The 17,141-nt window shown below is 42.1% G+C and carries 17 protein-coding genes; 9 read left to right on the top strand and 8 right to left on the bottom strand.

Annotated features, from left to right (window positions below; all coding sequences use genetic code 11):
* The 7 genes from V5G28_RS13160 to V5G28_RS13190 form a co-directional block, all read right to left on the bottom strand.
* Positions 1-972 (bottom strand): NB-ARC domain-containing protein (locus V5G28_RS13160; RefSeq protein ID WP_332994558.1); only part of this gene is annotated, 972 nt, incomplete at its 3' end.
* Positions 973-1,054: 82 nt separating this feature from the next.
* Entirely contained in the window at positions 1,055-1,324 is a 270-nt protein-coding gene (locus V5G28_RS13165) for a Mo-dependent nitrogenase C-terminal domain-containing protein (protein ID WP_332994561.1), read from the bottom strand.
* Entirely contained in the window at positions 1,324-1,491 is a 168-nt protein-coding gene (locus V5G28_RS13170; RefSeq protein WP_332994564.1) for a hypothetical protein, read from the bottom strand. Before V5G28_RS13170 ends, V5G28_RS13165 begins: the two co-directional genes overlap by 1 nt.
* A gap of 24 nt (positions 1,492-1,515) precedes the next feature.
* A complete protein-coding gene (locus tag V5G28_RS13175; RefSeq protein WP_336230526.1) occupies positions 1,516-3,021 on the bottom strand; it encodes an S-layer family protein in 1,506 nt (501 codons plus the stop codon).
* Positions 3,018-3,968 (bottom strand): filamentous hemagglutinin N-terminal domain-containing protein, encoded by a 951-nt coding sequence (locus V5G28_RS13180; RefSeq protein ID WP_336230528.1) that lies wholly within the window; start codon positions 3,966-3,968, stop codon positions 3,018-3,020. The genes V5G28_RS13175 and V5G28_RS13180 overlap by 4 nt, the downstream gene beginning before the upstream one ends.
* Positions 3,969-4,154: 186 nt before the next feature.
* Complete coding sequence (locus V5G28_RS13185; RefSeq protein WP_332994569.1) at positions 4,155-5,987, bottom strand: S-layer family protein; 1,833 nt, start codon at positions 5,985-5,987, stop codon at positions 4,155-4,157.
* Complete coding sequence (locus tag V5G28_RS13190; protein ID WP_332994572.1) at positions 5,963-6,634, bottom strand: filamentous hemagglutinin N-terminal domain-containing protein; 672 nt, start codon at positions 6,632-6,634, stop codon at positions 5,963-5,965. Before V5G28_RS13190 ends, V5G28_RS13185 begins: the two co-directional genes overlap by 25 nt.
* Positions 6,635-6,802: 168 nt before the next feature.
* Here V5G28_RS13190 and V5G28_RS13195 point away from each other — a divergent pair, with 168 nt between their 5' ends.
* Positions 6,803-9,637, top strand: a complete 2,835-nt coding sequence (locus V5G28_RS13195) for a CHAT domain-containing protein (RefSeq protein WP_336230531.1) — start codon at positions 6,803-6,805, stop codon at positions 9,635-9,637.
* Positions 9,638-9,853: 216 nt separating this feature from the next.
* On the opposite strand, the gene V5G28_RS36705 is transcribed toward V5G28_RS13195, so the two are convergent.
* A complete protein-coding gene (locus V5G28_RS36705) occupies positions 9,854-10,303 on the bottom strand; it encodes a hypothetical protein (protein ID WP_442994260.1) in 450 nt (149 codons plus the stop codon).
* Between the two features lie 138 nt (positions 10,304-10,441).
* Here V5G28_RS36705 and V5G28_RS13205 point away from each other — a divergent pair, with 138 nt between their 5' ends.
* The 8 genes from V5G28_RS13205 to V5G28_RS13240 form a co-directional block, all read left to right on the top strand.
* Complete coding sequence (locus V5G28_RS13205; RefSeq protein WP_336230532.1) at positions 10,442-10,669, top strand: hypothetical protein; 228 nt, start codon at positions 10,442-10,444, stop codon at positions 10,667-10,669.
* Positions 10,670-10,909: 240 nt separating this feature from the next.
* Entirely contained in the window at positions 10,910-12,055 is a 1,146-nt protein-coding gene (locus V5G28_RS13210) for a sensor histidine kinase (RefSeq protein ID WP_332994578.1), read from the top strand.
* Between the two features lie 12 nt (positions 12,056-12,067).
* Positions 12,068-12,751 (top strand): response regulator transcription factor, encoded by a 684-nt coding sequence (locus V5G28_RS13215; RefSeq protein WP_332994581.1) that lies wholly within the window; start codon positions 12,068-12,070, stop codon positions 12,749-12,751.
* Between the two features lie 149 nt (positions 12,752-12,900).
* Positions 12,901-14,949 carry a substrate-binding domain-containing protein gene (locus tag V5G28_RS13220; RefSeq protein ID WP_336230535.1) on the top strand — a complete coding sequence of 683 codons (2,049 nt, stop codon included), beginning with the start codon at positions 12,901-12,903 and terminating at the stop codon, positions 14,947-14,949.
* Positions 14,936-15,622, top strand: a complete 687-nt coding sequence (locus V5G28_RS13225; protein ID WP_332994588.1) for an FHA domain-containing protein — start codon at positions 14,936-14,938, stop codon at positions 15,620-15,622. The genes V5G28_RS13220 and V5G28_RS13225 overlap by 14 nt, the downstream gene beginning before the upstream one ends.
* Before the next feature lie 158 nt (positions 15,623-15,780).
* The gene (locus V5G28_RS13230) at positions 15,781-15,978 is read left to right on the top strand and encodes a hypothetical protein (protein WP_332994590.1); all 198 of its coding nucleotides are present in this window, start codon (positions 15,781-15,783) and stop codon (positions 15,976-15,978) included.
* Positions 15,978-16,505, top strand: a complete 528-nt coding sequence (locus tag V5G28_RS13235; protein WP_332994592.1) for a phage tail protein — start codon at positions 15,978-15,980, stop codon at positions 16,503-16,505. Before V5G28_RS13230 ends, V5G28_RS13235 begins: the two co-directional genes overlap by 1 nt.
* A gap of 57 nt (positions 16,506-16,562) precedes the next feature.
* A partial coding sequence (locus V5G28_RS13240) for a hypothetical protein (RefSeq protein ID WP_332994595.1) occupies positions 16,563-17,141 on the top strand: 579 nt, incomplete at its 3' end.

Raw genomic sequence — 17,141 nt, forward strand, 5'->3', positions numbered from 1 at the left:
GAGGAATTCTTCAATATCGCCGTTAAACAAGTTATAAATTGAACTAGCAACTATCTTCAATGCTTTCGGGTTGTTACCATAGCGCTCGCATAATTCTTGCTTTTGCTCCTCACTCCCTACTAGTCCTTTTGACGCAAGCAAGGCAAAAGCAGCTTGTTGCGAACCACCCAACCTCAAAGAACGCACCGATAGCTCAGTTCCCTCACTGGCGGCAATTTCGGCAGGCTTTTCACGACTGGTTAAAATCAAACAGCTTTGATGAGCAGTTTCTCCAACGAGGCGGAGTAACTCACCATATCCCTCGTAACGGGGACGATAATGCCCAGCATGACCGGCATCCAAAACTGATTCCATCTTGTCTAAGATTAATAAACACCGAGAACTACGCAGATAATGCATGAGTCGCCCAATATCACCTTTGGTTTCCTGTTGATTTGACAAAAAACACACCAAATCAGCTATGAGAGTATCAACGGGTGGAGCTTGGAACAGCGATCGCCAAATGACATAATCAAACTCATGCTGGACTTGTTGAGCAAACTTAACTGCAACACTCGTTTTCCCAATTCCGCCTATCCCCAACACAGCAACTGAGCGACAGCGCTCTATCAACACCCACTTTTGTAACTGCGCTAGTTCTTCGCTGCGACCGTTGAAGCCTGAAACGTCTACTGCTTCCCCCCAGTCAACTGTTTGAGCTCCACTCGGTCGGGTATAATCATTTTTGTCTAACTTTAATCCGAAAGCTCGGAAGCAGTATTCTAGCGAAAGCTTGTCTACCCCTTCTACGCGGGCGATGATTCGAGAGATGGTATGCAACGATAGATTAGTGCGTGAGCTAAGTTCTTCTAAAGTGTAGCGGCTACCATCATTGTCTTGAAACTCAAAGGAGCGTTTCACTTTCTGAAACTTGTCCCAACCAGTAGCAGAAAGGATAACGCCACGCTTGCGGGTTGTTTTTGTAATACACATACACCTACCTCAATAATTGTTCACACAACGAGTTATTAAAGAGAGCAACACGCTCCTGGTGGGTTGAATGGTAAAGTTTCATTCAACAATATCGTGCGGCATCCTCACCACATTCATTAGCAAGATAGGATAGAGCTTTGAAGCGAAGACTAACTATTTGCTCGTAAACAGGGTTGAGCTTGCACAGTGGTGGAATGCGAAATAAGGTGTAGTTACAAAGTTTAATTTCTCGCTCAAAAGGACAACGAGCGGGGATTATCTTGCACAATAACTGTGCCATCTTGGGCTCGTCAAACTCTATGGCATCAAACCACTGGTTGACCAGTTTTTGTAGACTCACAAGTTTCATCATCACGATCGCTCCTTGTAATCCAGTTGATTAATATTTAAGTTTTTGAGTTCATTTAAATGCTGTAGCTTTGCGTTACCTTGGAGGCTTGATTTATAGAGTAGAGCGATCGCTATACTAAAAACATCAACTTCTAGCGCAAATTGCTTTCCAAGTTTGGAAAGCCACATTTCAAGATTTGGCAATTATGCACTTTAACGACAAGAACGCCCCAGCACAACTTCCCCATTCGATAATTGATAGATACCATCAGGTTCGACAATAGCTGCGTGCAATTGATTGGAATTGTTGCTCTGTTGTATCCCAATCGGCAAATCACTGGTTGATGGAACTAACTCATAAGTTGGAAACCCAGAGTTAACTAACTCATCAGGTAAAGTGGGTAAGCTACCAGAACCTGTGATGATGAATCTACTCTTTTGGCTGTTGCGGGCAATGCAGCTATTAGCAATCAGTGTGTTGGTATCCACCAATGCTGAAGGCAATTCTACTAATCCACTAGTGGGGGTAAAATTCTCAACGTTAATTCGCACAGTACCATTTAACGCAGAATTTCCTCCAGTGGCGGTGATGCTACTTAAGGCAGTACTTTGTGGACGGAACTGAAAGCCAAAAATACTATTCGTATTGATAGTCACATTCCCACCACGAAGATTTACAGAATTGGCACGAATGTTGCTATTTTCGTTGGGGACAGCAACGAGGAAGGGAGTATTAATATTGATGTTGCCGCCATTACCAGTACCGCTTGCCGAGGCAGTAATTTCACTGTTACGGCGCATGAGCAGCAAATCTCTCATCTGGAGTTGAATGTTGCCCCCTTCACCGGATGCGGTAGCGGCTGTAATCGCACCTCCACCGTCTAGAATGATAGATTTCGCATTAACCTGAAGAGTTCCGGCATTGCCTAGCCCTTGATTACTGACTTCAATGTTTGCACCATTGGTAACGCTCAATCGCCCAGTATTAATAGTCACATCTCCAGAAAAACCACTAGATACTGGCAGCAGTTGATAAGCCTGTTGCAATTGGTTACTGATAATTGGAGCAGATGCACGTATACTACTAGGTAATCCAAAGCCTAACCTTCTACCACTGATATCAACAGATTCTCTAGCATTAATGATTGCACTACCTGCGTTACCAGTTGCGACGGTGGAAGAATTCACAGATCCTCCATCTTGAAGCACGAGCCGTGCTGTATTGATGGTGATTTTCCCACCATTGCCAGCACCCAAAGTTGCAGCCGATACATTACTAGATTGGACAGTGTTTCTCACTCCCAGGACTTCTACAGAGTCAAGAGCATTGACTGTTAACTCTCCTCCGTCACCGTCTCCTAATGTTGAAACTGCTACAGATCCTCCGTCACGAACCGTTAATCGCTTGGTTGACAACCTGAGGTCTCCCGAGTTCCCAGAACTTAGCGCTGCAGTAGCGATGTTACTGGTTCGGAACAAATCAAACGGCGAAAATCCTAGTACTTGCACCCAATCAGAAGCATCCACAGTTACATTTCCTGCTTGACCGATGTCAAAGGAACGGGCGTTGACTGCTGCCCCACCCTGAACAATTAACTCCCGTGTGGAAATGGCGATATCTGCTCCTGTTCCACTTCCTACAGTTTGAGTATCCAAACCACTACGAAGCCTGCCATCTAAACTCGTTGCACTCATCGATAGAGATTGGGCAGCATTCACGTTAATGCTTCCCCACTCTGCGAGCCTTGGTTTTGAATCAACATGAGTGAGGCATCACTCAGCGATACCTGATTTCCTTGCACCTGAATCGAACCGCTTCCACTAGCATCGGCTAATGCCTGCTGAGATAAACGAATATCTCCAAAACTTTGTACACCTTGATAGTTGAGAGCAAAGCCTTGGGGAATGAAACTTAGTCCAACCTGTTGCCCATCGCCTACACTGCCTAACTCAATCCGTCCTTGCTCTGCTGTCAGCGTGCCTCCCTGTATGTCTACATCACCCCCAACTAATGCCAAGCTTTGTCGTGGTAGCACCCGCAAACCAGTTAAGGCACTGCCTCTAATCGTTGGTGAACGTGCTGGCTCCCGAACAGATAAGTTGTATCCTGTACCTTGCACTGCAATACTTGCGGGATTTTGCCCAAATTGCAAGCCAATAGGAACACTGATTGTCAACAGCGGTTCAGTTTGGGGATTGGTGGCGCTAAACTTAAAGCCATCGGCAAAGTTGATGCTATTTGCTGTACTGGCTAAAAATGAGCCGCCGATGTTTAACCGGGCATTGGCACCAAAAATAATCCCATTGGGATTAAGCAAAAATAGGTTCGCTCTCGCGTTGGCTTGAATTAACCCATCAATATTAGATATTGACCCACCCGTGACTCGCGATACTATATTCTGGATATTCGCTGCATTATTGAAATAGACTTCGCCGCCTGTGGGTACAGAAAACTGGCTGAAACTGTGGAAAAGATTGCTGCCACGGATTGCACCCCCATCAATTTGGAAATTGCGATCGCCCAATACTTGCGTTCGCTCTTTTATTGGCAATGTTTCATCGGGTACAACCTGAGCGATTGCAACTTTGGCAACACCCAGTAAGTTAGACAAAATTAAGCCACTTGTTGCCAATAGCCACTTGCCAAGACAGTTTCTAGCAATCATGGAGGTTGCTTCCCAAGGCACAGGTATTCTATTGAACTGTAATACAAAAGGGGGCTGTCGGTGCGGCAAATATTTTCATAAGTTCTCCAACTAAAGATAGATTTTTCAGCAGCAAATGAATTTCTGATTAACCCGTTGCTTTCCAAGTTTGAAAAGTTACATTTTAAACTTTGGCAGTTTTTCACTTTAACGACAAGAACGCCCTAACACAACTTCCCCATTCGATAATTGATAGATACCATCAGGTTCGACAATAGCTGCGTGGGATTGATTGGAATTGTTGCTCTGTTGTATCCCAATCGGTAAATCACTGGTTGATGGAACTAACTCATAAGTTGGAAACCCAGAGTTAGCCAACTCATCAGGTAAAGTGGGTAAGCTACCAGAACCTGTGATAATGAATCTGCTCTTTTGGCTATTGCGGGCAATGCAGCTATTGGCAATCAGTGCATTGATATCCACCAATACTGAAGGCAATTTGACTAATCCACTAGTAGGGATAATATTCTCAACGTTAATTCGTACAGTGCCATTTAACGCAGAATTTCCTCCAGTGGCGGTGATGTTACTTAAGAGAGTACCTTGTGGGCGGAATTGAAAGCCAAAAATCCCGTTTGTATTGATAGTCACATTCCCACCACGAGCATTTACAGAATTGGCGCTAATGTTGCTATTTTCGTTGGGGACAGCAACGAGGAAGGGAGTATTAATATTGATGTTGCCACCATTGCCAGTACCGCTTGCCGAGGCAGTAATTTCACTGTTACGGCGTATGAGTAGTAAATCCCTGACTTGGAGTTGAATGTTGCCCCCTTCACCGGATGCGGTGGCGGCTGTAATCGCACCTCCACTGTCTAGAACGACAGATTTGGCATTAATTTGAAGATTTCCAGCATCCCCAGTCCCTTGATTACTGACTTCGATGCCTGCACCATTCGTAACACTCAAACTGCTAGTATTAATAGTTACATTTCCAGAAGCTCCACGCACAGCCTCTGGCGTTCCCAATAGAGTCACAATGCCAGATGCACCCACCAAACTTAAATAGGAAAATTCTCCATCAACACTAGGAGTGGAAATTCTCTGCTGTACTCCACCCCTGACATCTACGGACTCAGTGGCATTGATAATTAGACTGCCAGCACTACCTGCCGCCTCAATAGTGGACGTAGAAACTGAGCCACCATTCTCAGCCACCAATCTTGGTGTGTTAATGATTACTTTTCCTGCATTTCCATCACCTGTAGTGATCGCAGCCACACTACTGACAGTAATACCCTCTGGCAAAACAGCTGCTCCAATCACTTCTGTAGATTCCCTTGCATTGATCGTAACATCTCCTCCCCTCCCTGTGCTTTTCGGCAACACTTGGGTTCCTATCCCCCCTCCATTTAGAATTGTTAACTGCCCTGTAGACAAGGTGATATCTCCCCCATCTCCAGAACCAGAAGTAGTGGCAGCAATGACGCTATTATTTATGGGGTTAGGGGGTGAAAACGCAATTACTTGCACCTTAGAGTCAGCATTCACTGTTATGTTACCCGTCTTACCAGAACCATAGGAGCTAGCAATGATGACTGCTCCCTGTTGAAGAACAAGCTGTTGAGCAGTAATCGCTATATCTGCTCCATGCCCATTTCCAATCGTTTCGCTATTCAAGCCTCCATTCAAGCTGTCAGTGGAATTGTGTCCGCTCAGATTCACAGAATAGGCAGCATTAACGCTAATGCTCCCTCCTTGTTGCTGCCCTTGGTTTTGGATCAAAATGATTGAACCATCATTGAGCGATACTTGATTCCCGTGCACCTGAACTGAACCACCGGCACTGGCATCTGCCAACGCTTGTTGCAAAAGGCGAATATTGCCAAAGCTTTGGATCCTGGGATAGGAAAGCGCAAAGCCTTCCGACAGGGGATTGAGCCAAACTTGCCCATTACGGACACTCCCCAACTCAATCCGTCCTTGCTCTGCAGTCAGTGTACCACCCTGAATCTCTACATCACCTCCAACCAATGCCAAAGTTTCTCCTGCTGGGACTGTAATCCCGTTGAGCTATTACCTCTGGTAAACGGTGATGATATGGGATATGCTTTCGATAAATCGTATCCATTCCCTTGCACTGTAATTTTTCCAGGATTAGCTCCCACCTGTAAGCCAATAGGAACAGTGACTGTTAACAAGGGTGTGCTTTGAGGGTTGGTAGCGCTAAACTCAAAGTTGTCGGCAAAGTTGATGCTGTTAGCAGTACTGCCGACAAACGAACCGCCAACCTTCAATCGGGCATTTGGACCAAAGATAATTCCATTAGGATTAAGCAAAAATAAGTTCGCCGTTCCGTTTGCTCGAATTAACCCATCAATATTAGAAATTGACCCACCTGTTACACGGCTGAAAATATTCTGGATATTGGCTGCATTATTAAAATAGACTTCGCCGCCTGTAGGTACAGAAAACTGGCTGAAACTGTGGAAAAGATTGCTGCCACGAGTTGCACCCCCATCAATTTGGAAATTGCGATCGCCTAATACTTGCGTTCGCTCTTTTGTTGGCAATGTTTCATCGGGTACAACTTGAGCGATTGCAACTTGCGCAACACCAAGCAAGTTAGACAAAATTAAGCCACTTGTTGCTAATAGCCAGTTGCCAAGACAGTTTCTAGCAATCATAAAGGTTGCTTCCCAAGGCAGAGTCTTCTCTTGAACTGTAATACAAAAGCACACTATCGCAGCGGAGAAATATTTTCAAAACTTCTCCAACCAAAGATAGATTTTTCAGCAGCAAATGAATTTCTTAACTATTGTGATTGTATTCCCAATTTGGCGTTGGAGGTCTGCATGGGCTTACGCCGTTGCTTGAAAACTACCTGCCTGCTGAACCTTTTATTTCTCAGTAGCCTCACCGTCTGCTTGTGCTTAGGTCAGGGAAACCTGACATTTAGGCAAGTACAACTGGGTGAAGTCGTCATTGCTCAAGCGACTGACTGGAAACAACTGATGCAGCAAGGGTTAAAGCGCTATACAACCGGAGACTTTCAGGGTGCAATTTCCTCTTGGGAAGCGGCTTTAAGCAGCAATTCTAAAGAGCAATCTGAAGATAAGGTGACAGTTTTAAAGTATCTAGTGCGAGCTTATCAACAAGTCGGTCAGGTGGATCGAGCGATCGCCACTCTCAATCAACTTATAGTCTACTATCAAAAAGTTGGCGCGAGTCTTCAGCTAGGAAGAATGCTCACAGAACTTGCTCAAGTATACAGTAGTTTGGGACAGCAGCGCAAAGCGATCGCTCTGTTGTGTGGCGAAAATAAGCTAGACCCAAACTGTACTAAAGAAACTGCTTTGAACATCGCCCGCAACCATTCAGACACTCTTGGAGAAGTCACCGCATTGGGTAGCTTGGGCAACGCTCATCGTCTGCAAGGTGATTACGAGCAAGCTATTAACTATTTTGAAAAAGCCTTGACAATAGCAAATAAAAATGAATATAATCCATACATTATCTCTGCATTGAACGGCTTAGGAAATACCTACACCAACTTCGCTAAAGGTGACTATCGGCGACTCCAGTTTGCCAAACAGGCAGCCGATCAATTGGCGGTTGAAAAATTTACTCGCAATGCTCGTTATTGGGATAGCAAAGCCATTACCTACTTTGAGGAGAGCGTTGCCCTTGCGCGTAGACACAACAATCCGGCAAATGAACTGCGATCGCTCCTCAACCTATTCATACCCTATCATCGCAGTCGCACAGACGTATCTGTAGGCAGTACTCTACAGCAAGCATTGAGTGTCTTAAAGCGCATACCAGATTCCCGCGATAAAGCTTATGCAGCAATTCGGCTTGCTAGTTTATATCAACTACTTGGCTTACCTCCTGCAACTTATGATACTGAATCAGCAAGTCGCTGCTTAAGTTCCGAAGTGCCTTTTGAAACAGTAGAGCTACTCAATCAAGCAGTTGCGATCGCTCAACGCCTGAAAGACGAACAATCTGCATCCTTTGCACTCGGTCGTTTGGGACACGTGTATGAATGCCGCCAAGACAATGCTCTTGCGTTGAAGCTGACACAACAAGCACAATTGGTTGCAGGAATGCAGGAGAGCCGCTATCTGTGGGATTGGCAAGCAGGGCGAATTTTACAGGCGCTTTCAAGGACTAAAGAGGCGATCGCATTCTACGAAAGTTCAGTTAAGACTTTAAAAGAAATTCGAGGAGATTTAGCGATCACTCGGCGAGATTTTCAGTTTGACTTTCGCGATACTGTTGAACCTGTCTATCGCGAATTAACTGAATTATACCTGGAGCAAGCCCGGGGAGATGGGGAAATGCGGGGATGGGGTGATAAAAACAATCTAAAATTCATTGAGTCTGCCCTAGAAACTATTGATAGTTTGCGTTTGGCAGAGCTGCAAAATTATCTTGGGGATGATTGTTCCGTGCAAGCGATCGCTAAACCCGTCACGCTGATCGATGAAAAAACAGCTGTCATCAGCACCATAATTCTCAAAAACAAAGTTGCTGTCATCCTAACTCTGCGTAATAAAAATAGAAGCTTTCAGTCACAAATTTACTGGGTACCTGCTAAAAGTCAGGACGTGATTACAACGGTAAATGACCTACGTCTTAAGCTCGAAAAGCGCTCAGACTTAGCAAATACTTATCAAGAAAAAGCACAGCAAGTTTACAACTGGCTGATCCGCCCCTTCGCCAAACAGTTGCAACAAGCACAGATTGAAACTTTGGTCTTCATTCAGGATGGAATTCTCCGCAGTATTCCAATGGCAGCACTTTATGATGGCAAGCAATTTTTGGTTGAGCAGTATGCCATTGCCAGTACAGTTAGTCTCACCTTAGTTGATCCCGCTCAACTTAACAGAAAATCCCTGCGAGTTTTAGGTTTTGGTTTGACTAAACCTTCCGTAGTTGACGGTCCAATCTTTTTTGAACCATTAAACTATGTTAAAGAAGAAATTGATAGCATCATAACTATCCTTCCTGGCAGTAAAGGATTAATGGATGATGCCTTCACCCCTGAACGCTTGAAACAAGAGCTAACACAAAATGCTTTTGGGATTATTCATTTAGCAACTCACGGGAAATTTGGCATCGATTCGCGAGACACTTTTTTGGTAACTGGCAAGCGAATAGGGGACAAGGAGACAAATCAATTCAAAATTCAAAATGGACTCCATCCCGCTACGCTAACAAAATTCAAAATTAAGAGTCTTTTTTTTGAATTATCCCAAGAGGAGACAAGGGGACAAGCGAAGTGGGAATTAACTCAGAACTCAAGAAACGAAGTTAAGAAATATAATGAAAAGTTGACTATGAATCAGCTTTATCAAATTATTCGAGAGGTTCATCAAGGCAAATCGCTGGAGTTACTGACACTTACAGCTTGCGAGACAGCAGTAGGTAGCGATCGCGATGCTTTGGGTATTGCCGGGATTTCCCTGCAAGCAGGGGCACGTAGCGTTGTCGCCTCTCTCTGGCAGGTAGATGATGAGTCTACCGCTCAACTGATTACCCAATTTTATCAGGAGCTACGACAGAGAATGAGTCGAGCCAAGGCACTGCAATCGGCTCAAAAAAATTGGCTGCAACAACATCCAGGCGATCGCAAGCATCCTGGTTATTGGGCAGCGCTGATTTTGCTGGGGAATTGGTTATAGTATATTTACAGCAACAGCGAAGGTGGTTAGGACACTGGAGTTTAGACTAGTTAGGAGTGCGAAACTGCTGAACAAACTAGATAGAAAACTTGTCAATAATCAATAGTTGGCACATAGAAGTATTGATTATTAATAAAGCTAATTTTGACTATTTTGCCCGCTATTTTTGATAGCGTAATCTTTCATTACACTCAATTTTAGTTGAGTGTAATAATTTCAAATAAAAACATGAGAATTTATTTGATTTTTGAGCGTCAATCGACTAATAATAGTTAAATTATGAGCGATAATTCCCCAACCAACCCAACGACAAAATCCCAACTCTCCCTGATATAAACAACGTTGTAAGCCAAAATATCGTTTCAAAAAACTGATACGTCCTTCTACTCCATTATGCCAACGACGAGCTTTTTTAAAATTTCTTTTTCTTTCATGCTTGCGTAAGTGCTTCAACGCTAACATTCGTAATATAACTTCAACCGGATTTGATTTTCTTCCGGTTTTAGTAGTATTCTGATAACGCTTTGATAAATCAGACTCAATTAATCGAAACAGATGTTCATCTGAAAGTACTTTATCTATTATATAAATTGAATCATCCATCTCTTCTACTAACTGAATCAGAATACTAAACTCTTTATCAAATTCATATTTTTTACGTAACATCGATTTTTAAGTGAGCGTGCAAAGAAAGTACTACTCAAAAACATACTTAAAAACGATGAACTATTTTAATTTGCTCAAAAATAGTTCAAAAAAATTTATCTTTCATTGAGATTCAGTCATCATTTTTATCTCTCTTACTTGATTACAAAAAAATCGCGCTCGTCAATTTTTTTTCTGGCGATTGCCTTCGGCAGCGCCCCTTGGGCAATCGCCGGAGGCCGACCGGAGGTTTATCGCCTACAACGCAATTCCCGGATGCGATCGCGTTCCGTAGACGATCGCATCCGGAATTGTCCTGGGGTCATTTTAGTTCAAGCGTACTATAAAAACTCTACTCAAGTTTTGGGTGGGTGCGCTTATATTTGATGTACATCAATCGCCGTAATGGTTTGCAGTTTCGCACCGCGAACTAGTCTAAACTCCAGTCATTCACTTCATCGGCTTTTCTCACAAGCAAGAAAAAATCATTAACATAACCTTAACAGGCTTATCTTGCCTGGTTATAACTGACAATTACGTAGAAACTAAATATAGTTACAGCAGTATAGATGAGTAAAGCTCAATCAAATCAAAAAAACCTATGTATTGAAATTGGTTGGCGTTATTATGCAAGTTACAACAAAAGCTTTAACTAGAATTTTAAGTCCCTCTTCTCAAAAACTAAATACGGATTTCAAATCTTCGCAATCTTCAGAAATACAAGAATTTTGTCAAATTCAGATTGAACATCTGCTCTCTAAATTTCCTATTCAGTGGTGTCGAATTATTTATTTTGATCCATTGTTAGAAAGTCATCAAACAATTACCCATTGCGTTCAAGATGGCCTTTTTTGTAGAAAGCTTTTAATTTATTTGAATTTAGAAGAATGGTTGGTAGACTTTTATCCTGCCTTTACTGTAAATGAAGTTAACTTATCCCATCTTACATCATCAATTTGTTACATCTGCCCGATAGGGTATAGAAACCAAAAAGCTGAATATATTTTGATATTGGCTCACGAACCTCTCTCCCCAATTTTACAGCAGGATGTTAAGCAGTCTGCAATGTTACTCAGCAAACATTTGGACATTTATGCCGAATGTCGGCAGCAAAAAGCTGAAATTCAACTTCTCGAACATATACTTCAGCGTGCTGGTCATCAGTTACGTCATCCTTTGGCGATGATTAGTCTTTATGCAGAAAATCTCTACTTGGGATTACCTAGCGGTTCTTCCCAAGAACAAGCAGCAATTATTCGTGAAAGCATACAAGATTTAGATACAAATTTAACTGAACTTATTTATTGCGGTCAGAAGGAAAGATTAAGAGTTGCTCTTCATGACTTAAGAAGTTTAGTGATTGAAAGTATTCGGGGATTAAAGCCTTTAATTAAGCAGAAGAAATTGCAAATTTCTTATCCTGATAGTTCTACTTTTCTGGCAATTGACTCTTTGCAAATGAAGCAAGTTTTTGACAACTTACTTAGCAATGCGGTTCACTTTAGCCCTGTATCTGGAACTATTAACTGTAATTGGCAAATTTTTCAAGACGAGATACTCATTTGGATTTCTGATCAAGGAGTAGGACTATCTTCAGACGACATTAAAAAAATCTTTACTCCTTTTTATTCTCGTCGTCCAGGAGGTACTGGACTTGGTTTAACTATTGCTAAAAAAATTGTTCTTGACCATCATGGAAACCTTTGGGCGCAAAATTCACCACTAGGGGGAGCACAATTTTTTATAAGCTTACCTCGATCTACAGCTTTTTAGGAGGGTTTTGATATGATGACCAATGAAAAGCTTTCAGTTCTTCTTGTAGATGACGATCAAGGCTTTCGTCAGGGATTGCACACTCTCCTTAATTTTTATAGTAATAGCGGACAATTACCGTTAGAAGTGGTGGCAGAAGCTGCATCTACAGAACAAGCAGTAAGCCTTGCTACTCAAAAACAACCAGATCTCATCCTTCTCGATTTAGAATTAATTGCGGGTGATGGAATTACAACTCTTCTTCGCCTAAAAGAAACATCTTTTGTTGGGAAAGTTTTAATCTTGTCAGCTCACCAAGAAGATGATTTCATCTTTCAAGCCATGCAAGCAGGGTCTGTAGGTTATGTCTTTAAAAATCGTGTGGCTACTCAATTGTGTGAGGCAATCACTACTGCACTCAAGTCAGAGATTTATTTACCTACAGACGTTGCTAGTGGTTTTTTCCGCCGATTCCATGCTTATTCAGAGGCTTCTATTAGAACCCGTCAAAAGCTGCATCTGACAGAACGAGAACAAGAAGTTCTGCACTGGTTAGTACAAGGCGATTCTAATGAAGAAATCGCTAAACGTTTGTATGTTACGGTAGCTACGGTTAAAGCTCATTTAACAAGCATTTTTGACAAATTGCAGGTGACTAGCCGTACCCAAGCAGTTGTAGCTGCGTTAAAACTAGGTGTGTTTAGTAATAGGGAGTAGGGAGGACGATGTATAACGACTAAAGCGTGAAAGTTTCTCACTCCAAAATTTAAAATCTAAAATCTAAAATGGTATCAATTGAGCCTCGTTATAAAGAATACTTTTGCTCGCGCAATGCACCTTTAAACTGTGATCAACTCCAGAAAACAATGCAGGAATTTCCACAGGCTAAGTTTTGTCTGGAATGTGGTTTTCCTGCCCTATTACCAGAAAAAACTGAAATTAAAGGTAGTCGAGGCACTTATCAAATAACTGGTCTTTTCGGCTCTCGGGGTATGGGTCGTTTATATTCAGGAAGACAGATGGCTGATAGCCAATCTGTAGTCATCAAAGAATATTTGTTACCCTCGCGTTCTTTTAATGCAGACGAGGCTCGTCAACGTCAAGATACGTTTTTACGTGTAGCAGGGGTAAGCCCAGCAGATGGCAGAAACCAAGATTTTCGTCTGATCAGTCCTTGGGAAGTCATTGCTGACCCGCAGCAAAAACGCTGTTATACAATTAGTCAGGGTAATTTAGAAAGCTCGCAGACTTTGAGTCAATATTTGATAGAAAAAGGCGCAATGAGAGCTTCTCAAGTGCGCGAAGTACTCAATCAAGCTTTACAAACCCTACAATTCTTGCATACACAAAAACTTCGCTTTCCTTCAGGTCAAGTACAACAGGGCATTGTTCACGCCAATGTTAACTTGAATAGTCTCTTAATTGTACAAAATGATCTGCAATATTTTGTTATATACTTTTGCGACTTAGCTATTTGGGAGCGCTTATTTGAACCACCAACTTTTGCCCAAGCTTTAACTCCCGACCCTCAGCAAGATCTAGAGGAATTGGGACGAGTCGCTTTTTATCTATGGGTGGGAAAGTCCGTAGATCCTGCCTCTAATCAACCTCTCGATCCCAGAAACGAACAGCTATGGCCCAAAACCAGCCTTGATTTAAAGCAGTTCATCTATCGCTTAATGGGTATAGAAACTCCTTTTGAGAGTGCTGAAACTGCTCGTCTAGCCTTACTGCAATTTCCTTTGGAAAACCAAATTACCAGTTTCACTAAAGTTGTACCCGAGGAAGAGAAAGAAAAATGTTTTCGGACACCACTCATTCTAGTTATCCTTTTAGGTATTATCACTTTACTATCACTTGGTGGAATCATCTGGTATTTTTTAGGGCGTGGAGGAGTACAAGAAGAAGATTTTGCAGAATTTAATCAACTTGTGCCTAGTTTTACTGACGTCAATGGTGTTCCTTCAGGAGTTTTTACTTACACGGGAGAAACAGAAGGGACATGGAGTGTCGTCTTAAAAGTACGCCCAACTAGCGAACTGACTTTCGCACAACTATTAAATACGCCTAAGCCGGATGCAAACGCACAGTTTAACTATCAACCTGTGTCTTCTGCTGATATACAAATGAAGAGTGAACCTATAGAAGAAGTAAAAAAAGGTCAGGCACAGTTTGCAATGACCAGTTTAGTAGATAATTTATCAAACGATCTAGCTGAAAAACAAATTGCTTATGATGGATTACTTGTATTTGTCGCTTTTAGTAAGAAAGATGCAAATCTTCCCAAGGTTCTTAATGGGCAAATTACTCTCGATCAGCTGCGCCAAATTTATACAGGTCAGATTACCAATTGGCAGCAGCTTGGCGGCCCAAATCTTCCTATGAAACCTTTTGCTCCAACTGAGCCTGAAGCAGTGCGAGAATTTGAAAAAATTGTACTGAAAGACGACCCACAAAAGATTGCTCAATACAAAGCAATAGTTACAACACAAGCGACTGAACTTACTCAGCAACAGATTATCACTGCGTTTGACACAGGGCAAGCTGGCATTATCAGTTATGGCATTCTTAGTAAAACCTGGAACCAGTGTGCAGGCTATCCCTTAGCTTTAGTTAATGATGATAAGCCTCCCAGCCAAGCCCTTTTCCGGCTCAACGGTCAACCAATCACTCCATCAGATAACATATGTGACAAAGACAATCGCTTAGATGTTAAAAGTTTTACAACCGGGAGTTATCCGTTAAGCTATCCCCTTGCAGTGGTATACCCTCACAACAATAGTCTTCCACCTGCAGGAGCGAAATTTGCTGAGATGTTAACTACCCGTCAAGGTCAATGTCTCATTACTAAAGTAGGACTTGTTCCTTTACAGCCGATACCTGATAAATATTTAAACTCTTATGACTGCAAATAGATGTCCAAATCCTAGTTGCGAATTTTTTAACCGCACATTGCCCAATAATGCAAAAATTTGCCCTATGTGTGGCACTCCTTTGGGCAACGTGGTTCCGCCTCCTTCTGCTGAAAATCAGACTCCTTCTGCAGAAAAGCAACTAGCTGAAGCAGTCCCATCTGCAAAATTTCCAGCTTCTTCACCTGCTTATCAAGCACCAGCACCATCACAGCCCACCCCCAGCCCACCCGCTTATCAAGCATCAGCACCACTACAACCCGCTCTTAGCCCACCTGCTTATCAAGCATCAGCACCATCCTCACTTGCTCATACTCCAGCTCCTCATTTAAGTGCTCAACCAACCTTAAAGCTAATTCATACCTCCGGAAAAGAATTTCGCCTGCATGGAGAAGAGGGTTACATTGGTCGGCAAAGCGCTGGTAACCACGGGTTACCAGAAATTGACCTGTCTGGTATTCCTAATGAAGGTATAGTTTCCCGTTCCCATGCTCGAGTTTACTGGGATAAATCTCAAAATGCATATATGTTAGTTGACAATAATAGTCGAAATGGAACTTATTTAAATGAGAAGTTTCTTTCTCCCGGCATTCACTACCGCCTCAATCACAAGGATTCCTTACAACTTGGTCAAGAGAGACTGGTATGTTTCACAGTTTCATTGACTGATAGCTAGTAATTAGTTAATGGTCAGTAGTCACTAGTTAGTGTTGACTGTTCCAACTGAATTCGACTTTTGACTACTTCCCAATTCTGATATAGTGCTTATAGTCTTGTAATGAAGATAGTTTTTTTCTTTATGTTTGTTTTTTTTAAATTATGGGTTTAAAACTAATGCAGCTTTCTTTAACACCAATGAGTGCGTTGGCTAACGAAGCAGAATACACTGCAATGCTTGCACTAGCAAAAAAGTACCTTGATGATCCGTTGCTCTTAAACCAACTTGCTGACCGGGTGTATGAGATCTTTCTCGAAGATATGCGGTGTCAGCAAGAGCGAGTGAGAAACTATGGTAAAGAAAGGTGGTTGTAATGGTTACTAATTCTTCTAATGATGTCAACGGCAATAGTAAATCTGAACTCAATTATGTTACAACCAATCGTTTCTATATAGAAATAGGAGGTTCTATAGCTGCATCTTTTACAGAATGTTCTGGATTGGGAGTTCAAATTGAGAAAGAAGTTTATCTGGAGGGAGGGGTGAACGAGCAACAACGCGTTTTTTTAGGTCACTCAACGTTTTCAGACCTAACTCTCAAACGAGGTACTACAGACGATCTGAATTTTTGGGAATGGCTCTATGAATTATTTGGAAACAAACCAATTAGTCGGCGTAATGCGAACATTATTACGTTTAATCAAGCGGGCGACATCATGAAAAGCTGGACGCTCATTGGAGCTATTCCCATAGCTTGGAAGTCATTAGATTTGCAAGCAGATGGAAGTAGTGTTGTCATTGAGGAATTAACTCTGGCGTATGAGGGCTTGAAAGTTAGCAAACAAGGAGGAGGAGGCAATAAAACACAACGTATGACAACAGGATATTTTTCTAGCTCATGATGTATTTGACGCTTGTTCTCGTTAATCGCTATACAAATTATTCAACAGTTACTTAGAATGACAACTCCATTTCTTGGAATAGGAGCTTCTTTATCTCCGCCCAAATTTTTATTGCAGAGAAAGTTTGCTTTTCCACCTTTACTGCCCAAAGCAAGACAGCCCTTGTCTTTTATCCAAAGAGTAAATTTATCCCGGTCTGAACCACTAAACATCTCTTTGGTAAATTTTCCCACGTCTGTCAATAATTTAGTAATGAGAGAGAGTGTTGAACTTCCATCTACTGAATTTGAAACGCCTCAGGTGACAGATGAAATAAAAGATAAGACATATTATCAACAAGTATATTTTTCCGATCGTATTGATACAAACACAGTTAACCAATCTTCCGAATTACCAGTTTCAAAGCCAACGCTATCTAAAGCTAATAAAAAACAAGCTAAGTCTAAAACCAGTAAAAAACAATCTAAATCTAAAAAGGGGGTAAAAGATACTACCGTTACACAAAAAGTTTATCAATCCTTTGGTCAGATAAGTAGTATCAGTAATACTAATGGTGATAATAAGAGCTACGAAGCCTCAGTCTCTCTAGATACTACTGCTAATCTTGAATCATTCATAGGCGGTCGTACTCAAAGC

Origin of the sequence: Scytonema sp. PRP1, assembly GCF_036697665.2 — a bacterium.
GTDB lineage: Bacteria > Cyanobacteriota > Cyanobacteriia > Cyanobacteriales > Nostocaceae > Kalymmatonema > Kalymmatonema gypsitolerans.

Excerpts from the sequence above, each read along its gene's own strand:
- V5G28_RS13165 (WP_332994561.1), bottom strand. The coding sequence starts at position 1,324 with ATGATGAAACTTGTGAGTCTACAAAAACTGGTCAACCAGTGGTTTGAT.
- V5G28_RS13170 (WP_332994564.1), bottom strand. The coding sequence starts at position 1,491 with ATGTGGCTTTCCAAACTTGGAAAGCAATTTGCGCTAGAAGTTGATGTT.
- V5G28_RS13180 (WP_336230528.1), bottom strand. The coding sequence starts at position 3,968 with ATGATTGCTAGAAACTGTCTTGGCAAGTGGCTATTGGCAACAAGTGGC.
- V5G28_RS13190 (WP_332994572.1), bottom strand. The coding sequence starts at position 6,634 with ATGATTGCTAGAAACTGTCTTGGCAACTGGCTATTAGCAACAAGTGGC.
- V5G28_RS13195 (WP_336230531.1), top strand. The coding sequence starts at position 6,803 with ATGGGCTTACGCCGTTGCTTGAAAACTACCTGCCTGCTGAACCTTTTA.
- V5G28_RS36705 (WP_442994260.1), bottom strand. The coding sequence starts at position 10,303 with ATGTTACGTAAAAAATATGAATTTGATAAAGAGTTTAGTATTCTGATT.
- V5G28_RS13210 (WP_332994578.1), top strand. The coding sequence starts at position 10,910 with ATGCAAGTTACAACAAAAGCTTTAACTAGAATTTTAAGTCCCTCTTCT.
- V5G28_RS13215 (WP_332994581.1), top strand. The coding sequence starts at position 12,068 with ATGATGACCAATGAAAAGCTTTCAGTTCTTCTTGTAGATGACGATCAA.
- V5G28_RS13220 (WP_336230535.1), top strand. The coding sequence starts at position 12,901 with ATGCAGGAATTTCCACAGGCTAAGTTTTGTCTGGAATGTGGTTTTCCT.
- V5G28_RS13225 (WP_332994588.1), top strand. The coding sequence starts at position 14,936 with ATGACTGCAAATAGATGTCCAAATCCTAGTTGCGAATTTTTTAACCGC.
- V5G28_RS13230 (WP_332994590.1), top strand. The coding sequence starts at position 15,781 with ATGCAGCTTTCTTTAACACCAATGAGTGCGTTGGCTAACGAAGCAGAA.
- V5G28_RS13235 (WP_332994592.1), top strand. The coding sequence starts at position 15,978 with ATGGTTACTAATTCTTCTAATGATGTCAACGGCAATAGTAAATCTGAA.